The organism is Sphingomonas sp. HMP6, from assembly GCF_013374095.1.
In the GTDB taxonomy this organism is placed as follows: Bacteria; Pseudomonadota; Alphaproteobacteria; order Sphingomonadales; family Sphingomonadaceae; genus Sphingomonas.
On sequence record NZ_AP022672.1, the window covers coordinates 2,374,669 to 2,393,936 of the forward strand.

General features: G+C 58.9%; 14 protein-coding genes and 2 pseudogenes. 2 read left to right on the forward strand and 14 right to left on the reverse strand.

The annotated features are described in order from the left end of the window. Positions 1–28: 28 nt before the first annotated feature. From HMP06_RS11520 to HMP06_RS11570, 11 genes are all read right to left on the reverse strand, one after another. A complete protein-coding gene (locus HMP06_RS11520; protein ID WP_176497212.1) occupies positions 29–1,402 on the reverse strand; it encodes a hypothetical protein in 1,374 nt (457 codons plus the stop codon). 96 nt (positions 1,403–1,498) lie between these two features. Further along, complete coding sequence (locus HMP06_RS11525; RefSeq protein ID WP_197940684.1) at positions 1,499–2,089, reverse strand: hypothetical protein; 591 nt, start codon at positions 2,087–2,089, stop codon at positions 1,499–1,501. A gap of 27 nt (positions 2,090–2,116) precedes the next feature. Further along, positions 2,117–4,093 carry an ATP-binding protein gene (locus HMP06_RS11530; protein ID WP_176497213.1) on the reverse strand — a complete coding sequence of 659 codons (1,977 nt, stop codon included), beginning with the start codon at positions 4,091–4,093 and terminating at the stop codon, positions 2,117–2,119. A 221-nt stretch (positions 4,094–4,314) separates the two neighbouring features. After that, a complete protein-coding gene (locus HMP06_RS11535; RefSeq protein ID WP_176497214.1) occupies positions 4,315–7,404 on the reverse strand; it encodes a type I restriction endonuclease subunit R in 3,090 nt (1,029 codons plus the stop codon). A gap of 8 nt (positions 7,405–7,412) precedes the next feature. Further along, complete coding sequence (locus HMP06_RS11540; RefSeq protein WP_176497215.1) at positions 7,413–8,450, reverse strand: restriction endonuclease; 1,038 nt, start codon at positions 8,448–8,450, stop codon at positions 7,413–7,415. Continuing rightward, entirely contained in the window at positions 8,447–8,986 is a 540-nt protein-coding gene (locus tag HMP06_RS11545; RefSeq protein ID WP_176497216.1) for a hypothetical protein, read from the reverse strand. Before HMP06_RS11545 ends, HMP06_RS11540 begins: the two co-directional genes overlap by 4 nt. Positions 8,987–9,074: 88 nt before the next feature. Further along, positions 9,075–10,385: a hypothetical protein gene (locus HMP06_RS11550; protein WP_176497217.1), complete on the reverse strand. Its 1,311-nt coding sequence runs from the start codon at positions 10,383–10,385 to the stop codon at positions 9,075–9,077. Continuing rightward, positions 10,382–11,746 (reverse strand): restriction endonuclease subunit S, encoded by a 1,365-nt coding sequence (locus HMP06_RS11555; protein ID WP_197940685.1) that lies wholly within the window; start codon positions 11,744–11,746, stop codon positions 10,382–10,384. Before HMP06_RS11555 ends, HMP06_RS11550 begins: the two co-directional genes overlap by 4 nt. Continuing rightward, the gene (locus HMP06_RS11560) at positions 11,743–12,648 is read right to left on the reverse strand and encodes an Abi family protein (RefSeq protein WP_176498504.1); all 906 of its coding nucleotides are present in this window, start codon (positions 12,646–12,648) and stop codon (positions 11,743–11,745) included. The genes HMP06_RS11555 and HMP06_RS11560 overlap by 4 nt, the downstream gene beginning before the upstream one ends. Before the next feature lie 133 nt (positions 12,649–12,781). Continuing rightward, on the reverse strand, positions 12,782–14,617 hold the full coding sequence (locus tag HMP06_RS11565; protein ID WP_176497218.1) for a type I restriction-modification system subunit M: 1,836 nt from the start codon (positions 14,615–14,617) through the stop codon (positions 12,782–12,784). A 594-nt stretch (positions 14,618–15,211) separates the two neighbouring features. Further along, positions 15,212–15,361 (reverse strand): hypothetical protein, encoded by a 150-nt coding sequence (locus tag HMP06_RS11570; protein WP_176497219.1) that lies wholly within the window; start codon positions 15,359–15,361, stop codon positions 15,212–15,214. Between HMP06_RS11570 and HMP06_RS11575 the strand changes: the two genes are divergently transcribed. Together HMP06_RS11575 and HMP06_RS11580 are read left to right on the forward strand one after the other, a co-directional pair. Then, positions 15,360–15,920, forward strand: coding sequence for a hypothetical protein (locus HMP06_RS11575; protein WP_176497220.1), 561 nt, complete (start codon positions 15,360–15,362; stop codon positions 15,918–15,920). The two genes, HMP06_RS11570 and HMP06_RS11575, sit on opposite strands and share 2 nt — an antisense overlap. After that, entirely contained in the window at positions 15,917–16,627 is a 711-nt protein-coding gene (locus HMP06_RS11580) for an IS6 family transposase (RefSeq protein ID WP_176497170.1), read from the forward strand. Before HMP06_RS11575 ends, HMP06_RS11580 begins: the two co-directional genes overlap by 4 nt. Positions 16,628–16,689: 62 nt before the next feature. Here the strand turns inward: HMP06_RS11580 and HMP06_RS17915 are convergent. The 3 genes and pseudogenes from HMP06_RS17915 to HMP06_RS11590 form a co-directional block, all read right to left on the reverse strand. Next, positions 16,690–16,905, reverse strand: a pseudogene (locus HMP06_RS17915) (ATP-binding protein); the annotation flags it as partial. Continuing rightward, a complete protein-coding gene (istA, locus tag HMP06_RS11585) occupies positions 16,892–18,406 on the reverse strand; it encodes an IS21 family transposase (protein WP_176497221.1) in 1,515 nt (504 codons plus the stop codon). The pseudogene HMP06_RS17915 and the gene istA, both read right to left, overlap by 14 nt. 516 nt (positions 18,407–18,922) lie before the next feature. After that, positions 18,923–19,213 (reverse strand): annotated as a pseudogene (locus tag HMP06_RS11590) (transposase); the annotation flags it as partial. Positions 19,214–19,268: the final 55 nt, after the last annotated feature.

Below are 19,268 nucleotides of genomic sequence, written 5' to 3' on the forward strand. Positions count from 1 at the left end.
ATTTAATGTCGTACGGGATATCAGCTTATTACGAAGATGGATTATTCGGCATATTTCCATCGCTCTCAATTTCTTGAATTATCATTGTGAACGATGATATTACCGTATTAGTCCCACAGTAAGTAACCATCTGTCCATCTTCAAAATAGTGTTGGCTTAGGGGGCCGAAGCACTCCCTTGGTAGAGAGCGCACCGCCTTTGGATTGTGGAATACTTGTAATTCATCGGCCCATCCCTCTGAGTAGCCTTCCTTACCAACCTCCTCCGTGAATCGGGTGCCCTCGGATGCATTTGGGTCCGGGTTATATCGGATGCCAGTGCGAATATAATGATGCTTTGCAGGTGCGTAGCCGGCAAGGACCCCAATACGGTCGAATTTGGCCAGGGTCCCGGCGTTCGAGAATATTACCGCTGATACGTTCTCTGAATCCGGTAAGCTAAAGAACCCCGACTCAATCGTCTTGCCCTTGAAGGTATGGCTGGCCAAGTCGCGGTTCGTAATAACGAGCTGGCCATCAACCATCTCCCAGTCGGCAGTGAAACCGTAAAGGTAGGCCCAAATCGCCGACTGCGTATAGGTCATCGAACCGAGATCACCATCAGAGGCTGGTTTGTGAAAATCTGCCACGGCGATAACAAATGGCAATCCGCTGGCTCCCTCCTCATCCCAATATGCTTTACCCGAAGCAGACCGCCGTTTTAGTTTGTTTGTCAGCGAGTTCCCATATTTTATCGGCATGTAATCTGCGAGAAAGGCAGTTATCTCTTCGGGTGTTTTCGGGTTCGGATGATCCGCCAGAACACCATCCTTCGAAGGCGCAACCGTTGTGGCCTCAACAGCAAACGCAACTCCGGGCGCGCTCACAAGAAAATCCGGCGCTTCGCCATGGGCGACATCATAGCCGCCCTCTCGAAAGGTAGCCCAAAGATAAAGTTCCCAAAGTCGCTGATCAAATTGATGCCGCTGAAACTCCCTCACGAAATGCGGATCCGCCGCCGTCAGCCAAGGCCCAATCTCGCGTAACACCGCGCGAGCAGGCGCCCTCCCTGACCGTTCAATCAATTCGATGAAGTAGGGGTGCAACTGATCAGGCCGTGTTCCCGGAATGGGCGTTAGGAGATCGACGGGAGCATTGGTTTCGTCACCTTGAATTCCGAGTTCGGCCAAATCAGCTAGTCTGCTCACCTCCGCGATTTTAACGCGTAGACCAGCCTCGGCCCGACGTTCGCTGACGATACTTACATCGAGGTGGACGCCTCGAAACCTGCCAAGCCTATCGCGCACCATTAGTGCCCAACCGAAATCGTCGTCAACGCGATCGCGGAATACGACACCGATGACATTTTCATCAAGATCGGACCAGTAGGAGAGCTCGTCGGCCACCAATTCAGTCGGCGACATGCGCGTTCCGATCGCGAATAGATCAAATCTGGCCGGACTTAATCTTTTCGTCATATGGTTTTTACTTCTATCCGCACGGAGGGAGTTTAACTACCATTAGCCGACCCGAAATTGCGGCTTGGCCAATATGCGTACGGCGAGGCCAATCGCGAACCAGCCATCTTGCTTTATCAGCGAACTTGAATTGATACCGGTCTGTATGGCCCGCCGGTCGATATTTTGGTTATCTTGGACCGTGCGGAAGTGGCTCAGCGGGTTCCGCAGACTCATCAGCTTTTCAAGGTCGCCGGCATCCTGACTCGAGACCATATTCCGATCCTGGCAGCGCTTTAATGTATCCCTGAAGGCGATTCGGGCCGGTAGATCATCAGTCATCAGACCAGCATGGAGAAAGGCGGCGAGCAGGTTTTCTACGAGGGACTGGCAGAGAAGGATGGTGGCGGCGAAGTTGCCTTGAACGAACGACGACCGCGCTTCTTCCCAGGCGTTCAGAGTCGCAACCCCACCGAAAACCATCGACCCTTGAGGACCGAGCCCGCCGCCCAGGTCCGCGAGATGGCGGTACCGCGTGATTTTTCCGAGTAAATCATCATGCAGCTCGGCCAGCAAATGCCTCACCGCATCGAGATCGGAGATACCAGAAAGCAGGTCGGCCTGCGTGTTGTGGTCCTCCTCATTTAGGATCACTTTAGCCCTCTGGTCAGCATGTTCCGGCTAGCCATTTAGACCGAGGCGCGTGAAGAAGGCCGAATTGCGCGCCTTGGCATCTTTCAGGAGTTTGGAAAACGGCACTATTTCGACGAAAGCCTTCGGATTGTCGGTATAGCCAAACATGCCCTCATTGTCGGGTGTTGGTTGCAGCGGCAGGCCAATCAATTGCTTCCTCAGGCCCTCAGTCAGGTCGGCGACGATATAGCAGTCGAAGGATGTCCGCTCCCCGACGTTCGAAATGACCCGTCCGCTCTTGTCCCGAAAGGTTTTCGAAGATTTTATCAGGTTCACATACCGAAGTGCCTGTCGAATGGGATCTTCGTTCGGATAGGCTTCAAGGCCGGGGCGCTTGAATTCCACCAGCACCACCTTGTCGCCTGACTGCTCACCCTCGCGCCACGCAAGGCAACTATCATAGAGAAACGCTAAGTCGGGCCGTTCTTGGCTCCCAGTATTTAGAAATGACCTCGCCTCCTTGTCGGAGGCGAAGAAATTGAAAAACGCTAGACGGTCATCCAATAACCAAAGATTGTGGTCATCTATTTCTGCAACTTGTGACGAATCGATTCTCATAGGGCATATCAATGCATGGACAGCATCCTCAAGATGGTGCCTGCGCTTCTCGGGATCTTCGTAGGCGGTCAGAGCATCGAGGAAATCTAGGATCGCTTTTCGTTTACTGACGTATTCAGCCAACGCTCCCTTTTTTTCATCATCGACGTAGCGCATGTATTCGTCGACCTTCCCCTGAATTTCCTGCTCATGGCTGGGTGGAGATGAAATTTCATCAGACAGTCGCCGGAACTCACGTTGCCGGCGATACCGCCGCCGGCTCATCGAGACGAAGATTTCCTCTTGCTTTCCCACACTATTGAGCGGCAGCGCTTCAACGAATGTATCTATCTCATTGTTTATAAACAGGAACTGCGGGTTTTCTCGAACAAGCGCCTGCGTGTTGCGAACCATTTCCGCCCGTGAGACTGAAATATAGTCTTTCAGGTAGTCCCGAACGCTGGCTGCCACTCCCCGGCGAATCAAAATTTCCTCACTGGAGGAAAAGGTGAAACCATCACGTTCTTGGTTCACGTTTTCGTCGAGATATGTGCCAGAGGCACAGCCGATGTAGATAGACTCGCCATCGAGACTTCGCAGTCCGATTTGGTCGTCTATACATTGTTCCGTGACGCTTCGCTCATGGGCACACAAGAACACCCAATTATAACTTTGGCCCCTCGGCCTGATTTCCTTGTTACATTTCATGTGCCGAACGGTGATTGTGATCTCACTTCCGTCGTCTAGCTTTATCGGCACGTTTGAGACCGCTGTGTCGACGATCTTTTCTTTGAAATAAGTCAGAAGGTCGAACGCTTCGTCGCCGTCAATAAGTTCGGCGCTTGGACAGGCGCCGGACGCCATGATGGGCAAAAAATGCGCGATCAGCCGTTGGGCCAGCGTTTCCGGCTTGGAAGGACATCGACTTTTGTATTCGCTCCGGAACTGGCCGAGCGTGATGATGGTATGAGGCCCGCTCGCGCCATTAGCAGCGCCGTTAAGTTCGTTGCGCAGTTGGTTACTCTCGTCGAGCACGAAATCGAACGAGCGCCGCAGAAACTTGCCGCTGTCGAAATAGACGCTTTCGATCTTCGCGCCGCCGAATACGCGCAGCCAAGAAAGGCGGCCGACCCCTTTGCCGCCAAGACCAATTTTCTGCCGGCTGTCAGGCGTACGGAAGGACCGATAATTATCATCGGTGAAACCTATGCCATTGTCCTCGATCTTGAAGCCGACCACGTCGCTACCATCGCGGATTATGGTGATTTGTATGCGCCCTTTACCTGGAGCCTCATCGCCAAAACGGAGATTGACAGCATGTAGAGCGTTGCTGAACGCCTCCATTAGGGGCAGTAGCGCGTTCGTCTCCGACGGTTTCAGCGGCAGGCGGTTCACCCGTCCTACGATATCGCTTACAAGATCAGCCATTGTTCCCCTCAATGCCACAGGTTGTACAAGATATAAACCGGGTCAACTGCGGCATTCCCGTTTTGAGCGCTCCTTCCGAGAAGCCCACCTCTCGCACCATTACAGTACTCTTCCTGCGTGCGTCGCTTCAAAGATGGCTTCCTAAGGTATCATTCTGTCTATTTAGGCATGCCAGATGCTAAGTTATCGCGTAGAGGTGACACATGATCGTCTCCGCCAGCCTATAGGCTGGAATGCGCCGCACGTAATGATTCCCAGAGCTGGCCAGGCCCGAGAAGCACATCTTTCAATCCCGCCCGCACCTTTTCGCTATCAAGCGCCTGTTTGCTCATCGTCGTATGCGCGGCGAAAGCCCCGATGATGGCCTCCATCAGTTCATTCGCCAAGGTTGGCGAGTTTGAAAACTGTGCCTTGCTGTTGTTCGTTGCCTGCATGATCAGCTCCTGCGATTCCAGGAGCTTGCCCTTGAGGACGTTGTTCACATAGACGAGCTTGTCGTTGTCGCTCAGCTCGCCTTCGAACAGGTCGTTCACGCGGGAGACGATTTCCGAGAGCAGGGCACTTTCCTTTTCCTGCACCGCGCCCGAGCCGAGTTCGGTTAGCGGCGCCAACAGGGGCTTCTCCCCGCCGCCTAGGGCGAAGGGCTGCTGCCCAAGGTCCTTCACCGTATAATGTGTCAGAACAATCCGCGACAGATCGAGCTCGGTCCGCTGCCGTCCGAAATCGAGCAGCGGCAGCAGCCGCCGGAAGAAGATGAACCGCTTCTCGATTGCCGTGCTGCCATAGTCGAAGATCTGCGACAGGAAGCTGTAGGCTCGCTGAAACGCGCCGATATCGTTCTTGAACAGCGCCAGGGCATCGAGCACCTGCTTTGCGTCGGCATCGCCGCCAGCAAGCTGGGCAACGGACTCGGCATGGCTTTTCAGCAGCCGGTCCGCCACCGGCTCGATCGCCGCGAACAGTTCGCTTTGCTTGGCGTTCGGGTCCATCTCGACCGCGACAACCCGATCAATTTCATTGTCGTCATAATGGCCATAGGCGTCGAGCTTGGCGCGCAGATCATAGACCAGGTTAGGGTCAGTGACCCCGGCAAGCTCGGCCGTATCGAAATATGCCCGGAACGCCGTCAGGATTTCGTCGGCGCTGTTGACGAAATCGAGCACATAAGTGGTGTCTTTGCCCGGATGAGCGCGGTTTAGGCGCGACAGCGTTTGCACCGCCTGGATGCCCGCCAGGCGTCGATCGATGTACATCCCGCACAGCAGCGGCTGATCGAAGCCGGTCTGAAATTTGTTGGCGACCAGCAGCAGTTGGAATTCATCGCCCTTGAACGCCTCACGAATGTCGCGGCCTTTCAGGCCCGCGTTCAGTGAGGCGCTCTTCTCGGTGAATGGCTCAGGCCCAGACTCGCCATCGTTGACCTCGCCCGAGAACGCCACAAGCGTCCCCATCGCATAGCCGCGGCTCTTGATGTATTTCTCGACGGCAATCTGCCACCGCACCGCCTCGACCCGGCTGCCGAGCACAACCATTGCCTTGGCCTTGCCATCGAGCAGTGGCGCCACCGTCGATCGGAAATGCTCCACAACAATCTCGACCTTTTGCGAGATGTTATAGTCGTGCAGTCGCACCCAACGCATGATGCCCTTCAGTGCCGCCGACTTTTCAACGGTCGTCTCGTCCAGCTCCGCGCCGTCGTGCGCCAATTTGAACGCCAGCTTGTAGGGCGTGTAGTTCTTCAGCACATCGAGGATGAAGCCCTCCTCGATCGCCTGTCGCATCGAGTAGACATGGAACGGCGCCGGCAGATTGTCTGGCCCTGCTGGCAGGTCCGGCTTTGGTAGCCGCCCGAACAGTTCCAGCGTCTTGGCCTTCGGCGTCGCCGTGAACGCCACATAGGTAATGCCGCTGTCTGCTGCACGCGCCGCCATCTGCGCCGCCAGAATGTCTTCGGTTAAAACCTCGCCGCCGTCCGCCAGTTCGGCCAGTTCCTCGGGCGACAGCACTTCCTTCAGCTTGGCGGCCGCCTCGCCGGTCTGCGAACTATGCGCTTCGTCGGCGATCACCGCGAAGCGCTTGCCCTGCGCCGCTGCCAATTCGCGCACCGCCGCCAAGGCGAACGGAAACGTCTGGATCGTGCAGACGATGATCTTCTTCCCCGCCGCCAGCGCATCGGCAAGCTGCTGGCTCTTGGCGGACCCGTCCGACTTGATCACCTCCACCACGCCTTGGGTGCGTTGGAAATCGCTCAACGCCTCCTGCAACTGCGCATCGATGACATTGCGGTCCGACACAACAATGACGCTGCCAAACATCTTGGTGTCGGCGGCGTCGTGCAGATCAGCGAGGAAATGCGCCGTCCAGGCGATCGAGTTGGTTTTACCAGAGCCCGCCGAATGCTGGATCAGATAATGCCCGCCCGCACCTTCGGCCAGCACCGCCGCACGCAGCGCCCGCGTCGCATCGAGCTGATGATAGCGCGGGAAAATCGTCGACACCGGCGCCTTCTTCGCGCCCGTCCGGACGATCAGATAGCGGCCGATGATTTCCAGCCATTGGTCACGCTGCCAGACTTCCTCCCACAGATACGCCGTCCGATGTCCGCCGGGGTTGGGCGGGTTGCCGGCGCCGCCGCCATCGCCCTTGTTAAAGGGCAGGAAGATCGTCTCCTTGCCCGCCAGCCTGGTCGTCATGTGCGCTTCACGATTGCTCACCGCGAAATGCACCAGCGCGCCACCGGGGAAGCTCAGCAGCGGCTCGGCCATCCCGCCCTTGGGCTTGGGGTGGCGATCAAAGCGATACTGGTCGATGGCATCGGCAACCGACTGGGTAAAATCGGTCTTCAACTCGCACGTGCCGACCGGAATGCCGTTGAGGAACAGCCCCAGATCGATGCTGTTTTCATTCGCTGTCGAATAATGCAACTGCCGCACCACCCGCAGCCGGTTGGCGGCGTAGCGCGCCAAAATGGCGGCATTGGTCCCGAACGCCGGCCGGAACTGCGCAAGCAGGATCGCGCCCTTTACGCCCATCATCTCGACACCGTAGCGCAGCACCGTCAGCACCCCGAGCGCATCGCATTGCACCCGCACCCGCTCGGCCAGCTTCGCCGCCGCATCGGCACCATATCGGCCAGTCAATCCCGCCCAGGCATCGGGCTGGCTCGCCTCCACCCATGCCGCCAGATCGGGCGTGTAAATCGCCCGCAACCGGTCATAGCGCGCCCAAGCATCGGCTTCATACAACCAGCCATGCGCCGCCAGATGCGCGCAGATTTCGTCTTCGAAGCTGATTTCCTTGTGGACGCTCATGCTGCGCCTCAGCTTTCTGCAATCGCGGCCGGGGCCCAAACCTGCTTCAGCGGCAGCCGAGCGCGCGTCTCTTCGGACAGTCGCGGATAGGATCGAAATAGAGCGTCGAGCAGATCGCGCATCTGCCACAACCGCAACGTGAAGAAGTCCGATTCCAGATGCTTCTGTGCGGCAGCGTTCACCCCGCCAATGCTCACCAGCAGCCCGGTTTTGGCCTTGGTCATTTGCACCGAGCCCATGAGCTTGATCACTACATCGCTATCGGCAGGCCCGTCACCAGACTTCACCTGCACGCACACCCGGTCTTCGCCCAAGCCAAGCCGACCGCCGGCAGCGAGAATATCGACACCCCCGTCTGGGCCTGGCTTAGACACCTTGGTCAGATAACCCTCGACCCGAAGGATTTCGCCTACGAGATCAGCCAGCGCATGTCCTGCAAAGCTGCTTTTGATCAAAGCCACAATCTGTTGGCTCGACAAATCCTCGATATCGATTGGCGCCTCTTCGGCACCAACGTCATCCACTGGCTTTGCTGATGCCGTGCCTTGGGTTCCAAGCAACGGGCCGGGATCGGCGCCGGTGGCAATGACGGCCTTTACTCGCTTCACCGCCTCGTTGCGCTGCACCTCGCAAATCGTCATGAATGCGCCGAACGAATACAGCAGGTCTTGGCTGAACACCGAACGCGGCACATCCTTGAGCCACTCAACATCCCGAACGTGCGGACTGCTGCCATCTGCCACGAAATGGTAGTTACCCTTGATACGACCGATGCTGACACCACTGGTCAACTTGCGAGGCAACACAACCAGATCGCCAATCTGAATCGTATTCACAAACTGGTTGAGCTGAGCGCCGTAGTTTCGAGCGGCCTTCTCCCCCACGCCCCGGACATCAGTCTGAACCTTGGCGATAATAGCCGTACGATCCTTCAACATGCCAAGATCGCCAACGTCATCAAAACCCGGCAGCAGTTTGCTATTGGCCAAGGCTTCGCTTTCTCGCTCACCGTGTCGCCCCGCGCGAACGATCCAAAGCCTGGTCATGCGTCACTCCCCGCTCTTTGCCTAATCCCGAGTGCAGCAAAACCAGCCACTGCTTCGGGCTTCATCGTAAAGCGATTGCCAGGTGTTTCCAGATCGGCAAGCACGCCGGACATGAATGCCTTGCTGCCCTTCGCCGGCACTGGCCCAGCCCAAAGATAAGTAGCGCGGTCGAAGCACATTGTACCAAAATGAAGGTGCCAGGCTTGCGCCTTCCAGCCCATCGCCGTGCTCAATCCGGCCGACGTGGTACCGGGATTATCGAGCAGGACGCGTATCACTTTTTCATCGGTGGGGGTCATGCGATTGGCTCTGAACGCCGCAACGACGCGGTCGGTGAGTGACATGCCGTTCACGCGCGTGCTTTGCGTGGCGACTTCGGTTGCCTCCAACGCATCAAGGGCGACCGTGAACCGCCGTCCGGCATCCTGTTGATCCGGCGTACCGCTTTCAATCCAGCTTTCGGCAGTGGCGCGCATCGTAGCGCGTTCCGACTTCGTCCGAGTCGACAGACCGGCGATCAGGCGATCAATGTTCATGATTTCCCTTGGTTGATATGGCGCGTCATGAAGCGCTCGGCATGAAGGTTGCTCGGACTTTGACGGGCCATTGTATCCTTGTGGACGCTCATACTGATGCCTCGGCATCCCCGCCCGGCGCAGGCGCCTCTTTCGCGGCTGTGAACTCGTCAAACCACGCGCCGAGACGGCGGCGCACAGCGCCCGGCACGGCCTTGTCGACACGCTTGCGAAACGCCGCGTCCTGGGTCTGTTCGTGCGTCACATCCTTGAAGACGTGCCGCACGAAAGGCGCTTCGCCATCCTTCAAATCCGTCTTCGATTTGATGCCATCCCGCAGTTTTTCCCGGTCAATCTTCGCGCCATCTGCACCGGCGCGCTTGATGATCAGCACCACGATGTCATCGATGATTTGCTCCAGCTCACTCTGGATGATCTTGCGCATCCCGACCGAATGGGCAGTCAACCGCACTTTGTACGCTTCAACCCGATCGAGAAACTCTGCCTTGCGGGCTTTTTCCATCAACGCGCCAAAGCCGGTAATATCGTAGAGATACTCAGCTTCGATATCACTACGTTCCCGGTTCAACCGTGCTTCGCTAACTGGCTCCACCAACGGCGCCTGCTGGCTGTCAAATGCCTGCTTCCCGTTGAAGTATACCGGCACCATCACCGGCCGATCCTTGAAATCGCCGAAGGGTCGGAACCCGCTGTCGAGAAAACTCCGCAGATGCGCGCTCGCATCGGCGTTCATCTGATCGCTCGATAGGCTGAGCTTGCGTCGTGAAAAGTTGCCGCCCTTGGCCTCAAGCTCGACAAATTGCAGCTTCGTGCTGAACACGCGCGTCAGCCGTTGCAGATCGACCGGTATCGGCGGGTTGTCCGCTAGCGCCTTGGCAACTGTTGCAACCTGCTCTGGTGTCACGGCCACGTGGCCAATCTCCGCTTCGCCCGGGGCAGCGTCGGTGCCATCGGCGCCGGTAGCCAGCGCAATCTGTTCGGCGACGCCTTGACCAAGTATCATGCCGTTCGGCGCGGCACTGGTGGCGCCGGTCGTACCATTCCCGCTCGCTGGCGCTTCCTCGACCGCACGCGGCGTCGGCGCCCAGATCACGGTCTGGTCATCAACAATCAGCGCACCGACCCGCAGCCCGGGTTGATTGCGGATAAAAAAGCTGACTTGCCCGCTCAGTTGGTGGAGCAATTCCAAGGCGGCAATTTCGCCAAAACCAATGCGGCAAACCTCCTCGCTTGCGTCGAGCACAAGCGTTACGTCGAGGGTACCAAGCCTGCTGAATAGATTTGTAATGGCCCGCGCCACCGGCAGGTGCAATCCAGGCGCGATATAAACAATCCGCTGCCGGGCCGCCCCGATCAATTGCACCAGAAATTCGTCATTGACTGCGCAAAACGTATTCATGCCGCCGCCTTTGCCGTTGGAGCGGCGACCAGTCCGCGCACATCTATCTTGCCAGTGACGGCGGCGGAAATGAGCGCTGCGCGCCGTTCAGCGAGAAGGGCGATGGCGGTTTCCGCTTGATCGATCAAACTCATCAGGCGCTCAACTTCTGATTTAACGGCTTGGGCGAGTGCAAGCTGTTCGCCGCTGGGCGGAACAACAACCGGCAAATCCATCACGTTTCGAGATGAAATCGAGGCCAAATTTGTGCTCTGTTTCGATCGACCCATGAAATAGAATTGTGCGAACGACGAACCGGTGAACGTATTCAGCCATTTGGGGCTGACGCCTGTGGGACGCACGGCAAAAACGTGATTCTGGTGGATGCAGGGCGCTACTTGACCTTGCCAAATATCACCCCGACCAAGTTTGTCGAAGTCACCGCCTTCGTTCATGAGCACGTCGCCGACTTGAAGCAGGTAGCGCTCGATATCAGCTAACGGCATTTCGATTTCGGCAACGTCAGACAAATCAAGATATCCATCCTGGACATTCGCCACCCGCAAATATGGAACGAGCGCGGAATCTCGCCCTTGCATGTCCTTGCCTTTGGCAACCCCAGTCTGGACGCGAGCGATGTATTTCAACGGCGCAACCGTCCAATGCGCCGGCACCTCGCCGAGCCATTCGATGCCGGAGTCCTTCATTGGGGTGTTGGGATTGAGGCCTTTGGTGACGGCGTGGGAGATGACGGCTTGCCGCTTCTCCTTCAACAGCGCGATCAACCGCCGCTGCTCCTCCACCAGCGCATCGATCTTGCCGGTCTCGCGGTCGAGGAAGGTGGCGATGGCGATTTGTTCGTGTGGAGACGGGAAGCACATCCTGTAGCGCCGCAAAGTTTCGGCGGGCAAATGAGCGATAGTAGAGCGGCCTTCGCCCCCGGCAAAGACACCGAGTTTGGCCGCAGTAGAAAATAGGTAAAGCGTAAATCGCGGGCAATCGCGTTCTGGCCGGCGAGGCCTTAATCGATGAAGTGCCTTTTGATAGAAGCAAGGAGAAAGCTGCCCTTCCCAAACAGCTGCTCTCCCTATTTCACCACCCTCGCAAACCAAAAGATCGCCCTTCAACAAGGCATATCTAGTCAGATCAGCACCGGAAAAATCCATCACGGGCAAATCTTCAATATTGACGCGCCCCCACTGAACGTCGGTGTTACGGAGATATGGGCCGAGATGATCGCCCGTGATGCGCTTTTCATCGAGCATTTTACCGAGGTCGATTTCAAAGCGATAATTCAGCGCACAGACATCCCAATGCGCCGGAACCGCGCCGAGCCAATCGACGCCGCTGGCCTTACACTGGGGGTAGGGTGACACGGTCACGACAACTTCCAAGCCGGCCGCGTCTGCCAGTCGGCGGGAAAGCCCATTGCCGCCATATTCAACCCCGGCGTCGCGGCAAGCAGCGCGCCGAGTTCCGATTTCCAGTGCGAGCCCGGCGCCACGGTCGCGAGGATATGCGCCAGCATGGTGAGGCTGTTGTAGATGGCGGCCGGCGCGGCCGGGTTCATCGATACGGCGAGATCCCGCGGATATTTGGGCAGCACCATCTTCACCGTCAACGCGCGATCCCACAGCCGGCCATGGTGCGCACAGATGTTCCGCACCACGGCCAGGTGACGGAGGAACGAACAGAAGATGCGTTCATCGATGCCGAAGGGCCGCGCCAGGGCTTGGCGATCGGCGCTGGCGCGCAGGTTCTCGATCCATTTGGAAAGCTGCCCGAACGACAGAATTTCCGCCGCCATCCACACCGGCGGCAGCTTTGGCGCGGTGTATTTGCGTTTGTAGTGCAGGATGAAGGTGTCCCGCGACCGGTCAAACTCCTCCTCAAAGGATGCCATCCCGTTCGCGAAGAAGCGGGGGTTGGCGTAAAGTCCGGGATCAAGATAGCCGTGCGAGCCATAGCGTATCGCCATCTGATGCGCCCAGACGCCGCGCACCGCGACCTCCACCCTCTCGATCGCGTCGATCATCAGCAGCCGCAATTGCCGGTCAAAGATGTAGAGGTTCAGAATGTCTTCGAAACTGGCGCCGGCTACAAAGCCGTGCGCCTGGCCCTGCACTGCCGGCGCCTCCAGCGTCATCCAATACGCGCGCAGCCGATAGTAGGAGATGTAGCGCAGGAAATGCGCCGCCCGCGCATGATCGGGCACAGTGAGGCCGCGCGCTTCGAGCAGGGCAATTTGTGCCGGAATGTCGAGAGCGGGCTTGGCGAACTTCATCGCTGGACCCTGAAAACAATTAACCCGCCATGGTGCGCAGTACACGGGGTTAACCGTGCCCGAGGCGTGGCGGGTCTTGTTGCCACATGAGATATGGCAGCAAATCCTACTTTGCAAGCTGCAAACGCCGGATTCACGCCGCCAGCCCCTCGATCATCGCCTTGATCCGATCTGTTACAACCAGCAGATCGGCATCGATTTCGGCGAGCGGGCGCGGCGGCTCATAGACGTAGAAATGCCGGTTGAACGGGATTTCATAGCCGACTTTGGTCTTGTCATCATCGATCCAGGCGTCGGGCGCATGGGGCAGGACTTCGCACTTGAAATAGGCGGTGATGTCTTCTGACAGTGGGACATTCTCGGTATCGCGCTTTGCCGCGTCGGGTTGTTTCTGGCCCTTGGTCTTGCCGCGCTGGCCCAGCACCAGCTTGCCAGCTTCATCGAGCAACGGGCGTTCAACCGTGATGGTGCGATAGCCGAAATCGCTGTTGGCAAACAGGCGGGACAGCGGCGCCAATTTGGTCTTGCCGCCGGGCGGCGGAGCAGGTGGCGTCTGGCCTTCGCGGACGACCTCGCGCGCGACCTCCTTGCCTTCGGCATCGAACACCGTCGCCAATTGCGCCGGCGCGCATTCGCCGAACAATTGCGTGACAATGGCGATCTGGGCGTCGCTCATCTGCCGCCGTTTGGAGCCGAGCGACTTGCGCATCTTCACCCAGAAGGACGAGGCATCGATGAGCTGAACCTTGCCCTTGCGTGGCCCCGGCTTGCGGTTCGAAACCACCCAGACATAGGTGGCGATGCCGGTGTTGTAGAACATGTCCGTGGGCAGCGCGACGATGGCTTCGAGCAGATCATTTTCGAGCACATAGCGGCGGATTTCGCTTTCGCCGCTGCCGGCGCCGCCGGTGAAAAGTGGCGAGCCATTGAGGACGATCCCGAACCGGCAGCCGCCTTCGGACGGCTTCTGCATCCGGGCAATCAGGTGCATCAGGAACAGCAGCGAACCATCGGACACGCGCGGCAGGCCGGGGCCGAAACGGCCGTTGAAGCCGCGCTCAGCATGTTCCTTCCGGACGGCGCTTTCGACCTTCTTCCATTCAACGCCGAACGGCGGATTGGACAGCATGTAATCGAACCGCCGGGTAGGGTGGCCATCGTCAGATAGGGTGTTGCCGAGCACGACGTTGCCGACGTCCTGGCCCTTTATGAGCATGTCGGCTTTGCAGATGGCGTAGGATTCAGGATTGAGCTCCTGGCCGAGCATGGTCAGCCGGGCTTGCGGATTATGTTCGGCGAGATATTCGCCCGCCACCGACAGCATACCGCCGGTGCCCGCAGTGGGGTCATAGATGGTGCGAACGATGCCCGGCTTAATCAGCACTTCGTCGTCCTCGACGAACAACAGATTGACCATAAGCCGGATGACTTCGCGCGGCGTGAAATGCTCGCCGGCAGTCTCGTTGGAGATTTCGGCGAACTTGCGGATCAGCTCTTCGAACACCAGCCCCATGGCGGCGTTGTCGACCTTGTCCGGGTGCAGATCGATGCCGGCAAAGCGCTCAGTGACCTGGTAGAGCAGTCCGGCTTTCGCCAGTTCGTTGAGCTGCGCCTCGAACTTGAAATTGTCGAAAATGTCCCGGACGGCGGGCGCGAAGCCCTGGATATAGGCTTCGAGATTTTGCCGGATATGGTCGGGGTCGCCCATGAGCTTCGCCATGTCCAGCGGCGATCGATTGTAGAACGTCAGCCCCGCCGCACGCAGCAGGAAAGGCTCGGGGTTGACGCCTTGCTGTTCACGCGTCGCCAACTCGGCGAGCACCTTCGCCTTGGTTGGCGCCAGCACGGCATCGAGGCGCCGCAGCACCGTGAACGGCAGGATAACCCGGCCATATTCCGACTGCTTGTAATCGCCCCGAAGTAGATCAGCGACCGACCAGATAAAGCTCGATAGTGCCTGATGATTCACGCCTGTCCCCCAATGACAGCGTCATAGCATAACCTGCGGCATTGGGAACAATAGCTGGGGTGTCTTGGGGGATGGGTCAGGATGCTGTGCGATCGGCCGAGACTTCCAAGGCGCATCGTCGATCAGGCCGCAAAACGTCGGCCGGAACCAAGTTGCCCCAACATGATGGCTATTTGTTACCCACAACGGGACAAACAAGGAACATAACGGGAATCTGGATCGAAGCCGTAGACAGCCAAATCCCTATTTGGAAAAAATTTCGTGAGGCACGCCGCTCTGCAAGTCTCTATCAAATAACCGAAAAATCCGCTCGACCAATTCCAGATGCCGCCCACAAATTCTGACCATGGATGTTCTCAGTTGACGTCACACCCCATGCACTTTTTTGAGCAAGCAATAGCTTGCTGTTACAACGAGTTGTGAATTATTCAGCGAAAAAGACCATGGTCAGATCATTGAAGCCCGCTGCAGACGCGAGGAAATTTGGCCTGCCCACCCGCACCTCGCCAACTTGACGCAAGACGATTGGCCTGGCGGCTGTAGCCTTCCCCATGTAATCCTTGATTGACAAGATCCGATGCAAATCCTCACTTATCAAGGGCTCGGTGCCCACCGACTGCAAAAGGCGTTGGGCAGGGTCCGGTCGGCGATCACGACCGGCGATTTTACGGCCGCCGCGATCAAGAAGCTGACGCCAACGCCATATTGGCGGGCAAGGCTCGACGACAAGACGCGGTTGCTCATGCAGTTTGTCCGCCACGACGGCGAGACCGTCTGCCTGTTTCTCGAAATCATCGACAATCATGCCTATGACAAATCGCGCTTCCTTCGCGGCGCGCGGGTTGATCCCGACAAGATCGAGCAGGCCCCTGATGTAACCGCCGCCGACGTGCTGGCGCCCGATGCAGCCACGTCAAGCGCGCCACCCGCCCGGTTAACCTGGCTCCATCCAACCCGCGATCAGTTTGTTCTGCTCGACAAGCCCATCATGTTCGATGATGTGCAGGAAGCAGTACGGTTGCAGCCGGTGCCGGTCGTGGTGCTGGGGCCGGCGGGATCTGGCAAGACCGCAGTCACGCTGACCAAGCTGCGCCAGGCCAGTGGGCGGGTGCTCTATGTCACCCAATCGGCTTATCTGGCCCAGTCGGCGCGCGGGTTCTATAGCGCGCATCATTATGAAAATGATAGCCAGGAGGTGGAATTCCTGAGCTACCGCGAGTTCCTCGAGACGATCAAAGGGCACCGTCAAGTTAAGCCCTGTGGCTTTGCGGTGCCGGATCGGAGGGCTATTGCGGATGTATGACCACATCACGAGACCCGATTTACGCGGGTTACCGCTATCCTCCCGAGATCATCTGCTACGCGGTCTGGCTGTATTTCCGGTACCCGCTGAGCCTGCGGATGGTCGAGGAACTGTTGGCTGCGCGCGGTATCGAGGTCAGCTATGAGACGGTTCGGCAATGGGGGCTGAAGTTCGGTGAGGTCTTTGCCCGCCGCATCCGGCAGCGAGCGCCGCAACGCGGCGACAAATGGCATCTCGACGAAGTCGTGATCACCATCGCCGGGCACAAACACTGGCTGTGGCGCGCGGTTGACCAGCAGGGCTTTGTTCTGGACGTCCTTGTCCAGAGCCGGCGCAACACCAAGGCTGCCCGCCGTCTGCTACGCAAACTGCTGAAGAAACAGGGTCGGGCTCCCCGGGTGATGATCACCGACAAGCTCAGAAGCTACGGCGCCGCCAAACGAACCATCATGCCCGGCGTCGAGCACCGCCAGCACAAGGGCCTCAACAACCGGGCCGAGAATTCCCACCAGCCAACAAGGCGACGAGAGCGCATCATGAAGGGCTTCAAGTCGCCGCGCCACGTCCAGCGCTTCCTGTCCACCCACGATCAAATTGCCCACGTCTTTTCCCGCCCGCCTCTTGCCAGCGCCGCCACCGTCCGTTCTGCCCGCACCCAGGCGTTCACGCACTGGGCTGAGGTGACCGGCGTCGCAATGGCCGCATGATTGCGCCCAATTCCGGCATCGCGTCTTTCCTCGCGCCCGACCGCAGCAAGTTGACGGTGCCCGTCGAGGTCCTTTAGGACCGGCAGTCTGGCAGCCGTTATGCGGTATCGGATCGAAGCGGCGTGGCGATGTGCGCCCTCGGCGCGCAGCAGATCGGTCAGGATCTCCATCGCGGTGCGCTTGCGTTGAACGCCAGTGGTGACGGCGTCGTCGAACGCGCCTGCCATGCCCTTGAGGCCGAGCCCGCGCATCGCGTCGATCATTTCATGCCGCTGCATGAAGACCTCGCAGGCTGTCGTATCGAGCACAGTTGGCGATCGGCGGGTGCAGCAGCGCCAGATCCTCAGGCGTGACGATGGATGCGGGCCGGGGCGGCTCTCGCCGCCGTGACAGGATGTTGAGGATTACCTCGTCGCTGACCGCACCGGCGTCGAGCGCTTCGCGAACGGCACCTTCAACGGCATCCAGTCCATCGCTGAGGACGGCCGCAAGCACGCGGACGAAGCGTCGATCGGCATCGTCGTTGCTCCCAAGCTTGCGGCGCAGCCGAGCGAGCGCGGGCGGTAGATCCCAGCCCTGGAACGGTGCCCCGTTCCGCAGCGCACCGGGCTTGTTCACCAGCACCGGCAGATAATGCCAGGGGTCGTAGATCGTCCGGTCGCGACCGAAGAACCGGGGATGATCGGCGATCACCTCGTCACCCATCCGCACGACGATACGGTCGGCATAGGCCCGGACCTGTACCGCGCGACGAGCGGCCCTGGCGGCGACCGAGTAGCGGTTCCGGTCGAAGCTGATCAGGCAGGTGCCGGTTACTGCGTGTTGCGTCTCGTGGAAGCCGTCGAACGGTGCGAGCATCGGCTGGAGCGCGGGCCGTTCTAACTCCAAGGCCTGCGCGACCGTCATCTCCTTGTGCTCGGGGTGCGCATGCATCTCCGCCCAGCGCCGGCACTCGGCTTCGAGCCAGCCGTTCAGTTCCTCCAGGCTGGCGAACCGCAGCCGTGGCTTGAAGAGGCGACCTCGGAGCGTCTGCACCTGGTGCTCGACCTGCCCCTTCTCCCAACCGGCGGCTGGCGAGCACGCGGTCGGCTCGACCATATAATGGTCCGCCATCACCAGGAAGCGACGGTTGAACACGCGCTCCTTGCCCACAAACACCGTCGTCACTGCGGTCTTCATGTTGTCGTAGATGCCGCGCAGCGGCACACCTCCAAAGAAGGCGAAGCCGCGCGCATGCGCGTCGAACAGCATCTCCTGCGTCTCGCGCGGATAGGCCCGGACGTAGACCGCCCGCGATGCGCACAACCGCACATGGGCGACCTTCACGCGCATCGGCTTGCCCGCGATCTCTACATCCTCATGGCTCCAGTCGAACTGGTATGCCTCGCCAGGCTTGAACAGCAGCGGGATGAACGCCGCCACGCCGTCTCCAGGGTCTTTGCGCCGCGCCTCGGCCCAGCGCGTGGCGTAGCGCCGGACCGCATCGTACGATCCCTCAAAGCCTTCGCGCAGCAACAGATCATGGATGCGCGTCATCCGCAGCCGGTCGCGCCGCGACCGCACCTCGTTCTCGGTCAGCAGCGTATCGAGCCGCCGCTGGAACGGCCCGATCCGCGGCAGCGGCTGCACCGACCGATGATAGTCGAACGAACCTTCCGGTGCCCGGATCGCCTTGCGCACCACCTTGCGCGACAATCGAAGATCCCGCGCGATCGCCTTTATCGGCTTGCCGCCGGCGTACTCGCGCCGAACCCGAACCACAGTCTCCACCACCAACATCCCGATCTCGCAGCCTGAGAATACCCAGGCTGCTGTCTAAACTATCGAAATGAGGGGTCCCTGTTGGACGCCGATCACCCCGCTAAGGGGGTCCTTTTTGCACGCCGATCCACATCGTTCAGCGAATCAATCTGTATCTCTAAAACCCGCCGTTCCTGCGCGCTCTCCGTCGCGCGCCCAAGAAGGTTCGGAGCGGGGACTTATTTGGGCGAGAGCATCTTTGCGGCAACGCTGATGAGCGCTAATCTCCTTTTCGACCTACCTGCGTCTATGCTGGTTTGAAAGCGCGAGGCAATGCGCTTCTAATTGGCTCGCGTCATGACGCACCCGGAGCCCCATTAGAAGCAGGAGCCACCGCATGTAACCGCCGCCACGGTCACCACGGAGCGCCCAGTAGTTCGCAACGAGGTTATCGTCGGACATTGGTCGAAACGAGTTCCCACACATCAACGAGTATTCGAGAGTCGGTCCGCTTTTCACCCCGACGTTCCTCAGCATCCTCGTCTTGAAGTGACTTCGTCCATGATCGCGACGGAAGTCGGCGAGCGTCTTGAAGTTGGGCGCGAGCTTGCCGGTCAGCCACATCAGCTCGACGTTGCGGCCGGCCTCACGTTCGAGCCGCCGGCTCGACTGCACCTGGTTACGATAGCGATAGATCGAGAAAAGTATCGCCGGATTATAGCCGGGCCGCCCAGTCGCCGCTGCATTCGCGAAACCCAGCGCAGCCAGATCCAATTCGTCCACGAACACATCCACGATCCGTACAGGGCTGTCCTCGGTCAAATAATCGTCCACGCAATCAGGCAGGAAAAGCTGCTGCCGATCTCACCCCTCGATGTACCGCCACATCATCGGCGTCGCA

What these genes read in the sequence shown, in the direction of transcription:
- HMP06_RS11520 (WP_176497212.1), bottom strand. Translation starts at nt 1,402, where the DNA reads ATGTCGCCGACTGAATTGGTGGCCGACGAGCTCTCCTACTGGTCCGAT.
- HMP06_RS11530 (WP_176497213.1), bottom strand. Translation starts at nt 4,093, where the DNA reads ATGGCTGATCTTGTAAGCGATATCGTAGGACGGGTGAACCGCCTGCCG.
- HMP06_RS11535 (WP_176497214.1), bottom strand. Translation starts at nt 7,404, where the DNA reads ATGAGCGTCCACAAGGAAATCAGCTTCGAAGACGAAATCTGCGCGCAT.
- HMP06_RS11540 (WP_176497215.1), bottom strand. Translation starts at nt 8,450, where the DNA reads ATGACCAGGCTTTGGATCGTTCGCGCGGGGCGACACGGTGAGCGAGAA.
- HMP06_RS11545 (WP_176497216.1), bottom strand. Translation starts at nt 8,986, where the DNA reads ATGAACATTGATCGCCTGATCGCCGGTCTGTCGACTCGGACGAAGTCG.
- HMP06_RS11550 (WP_176497217.1), bottom strand. Translation starts at nt 10,385, where the DNA reads ATGAATACGTTTTGCGCAGTCAATGACGAATTTCTGGTGCAATTGATC.
- HMP06_RS11560 (WP_176498504.1), bottom strand. Translation starts at nt 12,648, where the DNA reads ATGAAGTTCGCCAAGCCCGCTCTCGACATTCCGGCACAAATTGCCCTG.
- HMP06_RS11575 (WP_176497220.1), top strand. Translation starts at nt 15,360, where the DNA reads ATGCAGTTTGTCCGCCACGACGGCGAGACCGTCTGCCTGTTTCTCGAA.
- HMP06_RS11570 (WP_176497219.1), bottom strand. Translation starts at nt 15,361, where the DNA reads ATGAGCAACCGCGTCTTGTCGTCGAGCCTTGCCCGCCAATATGGCGTT.
- HMP06_RS11580 (WP_176497170.1), top strand. Translation starts at nt 15,917, where the DNA reads ATGACCACATCACGAGACCCGATTTACGCGGGTTACCGCTATCCTCCC.
- istA (WP_176497221.1), bottom strand. Translation starts at nt 18,406, where the DNA reads ATGTTGGTGGTGGAGACTGTGGTTCGGGTTCGGCGCGAGTACGCCGGC.